Annotated in this window: 1 protein-coding gene; it reads left to right on the forward strand. The window is 66.5% G+C overall.

Going from position 1 to position 499, the window contains the following annotated elements; translation table 11 throughout:
• Window positions 1-499 (forward strand): condensation domain-containing protein (locus tag C6N31_RS42450; protein WP_198359654.1); only part of this gene is annotated, 499 nt, incomplete at both ends.

Genomic DNA, 499 nt, shown 5'->3' on the forward strand with positions numbered 1-499 from the left:
ATCGACTACTGGACGAACGCTCTGGCCGATCTTCCCGACCAGCTGAGCATCCCCACCGACCGGCCCCGGCCGGCCGTGATGACCTACCGCGGCGACTACGTCACCGTCGCCATCAACCCCGAACTCCACCAGCGTCTCGCCGACCTCGCCCGATCCACCGGGACCAGTCTGTTCATGGTCCTCCAAGCAGGCCTCGCCTCCCTGCTGACCCGCCTCGGCGCGGGCCACGACATCCCCCTCGGCAGCCCCATCGCCGGCCGCACCGACCAGAACCTCGACCACCTCATCGGATTCTTCGTCAACACCCTCGTCCTGCGCACCGACACCACCGGCGATCCCACCTTCACCCAACTCCTCAACCAGGTCCGCGAAACCTCACTCGCCGCCTACGCCCACCAGGACGTCCCCTTCGAATACCTCGTCGAAATCCTCAACCCCACCCGCACCCTCGCCCACCACCCCCTCTTCCAAATCATGCTCGCCCTCCAAAACGCACCCG

The sequence above is a fragment of the Streptomyces fildesensis genome (assembly GCF_016107395.1).
In the GTDB taxonomy this organism is placed as follows: Bacteria; Actinomycetota; Actinomycetes; order Streptomycetales; family Streptomycetaceae; genus Actinacidiphila; species Actinacidiphila fildesensis.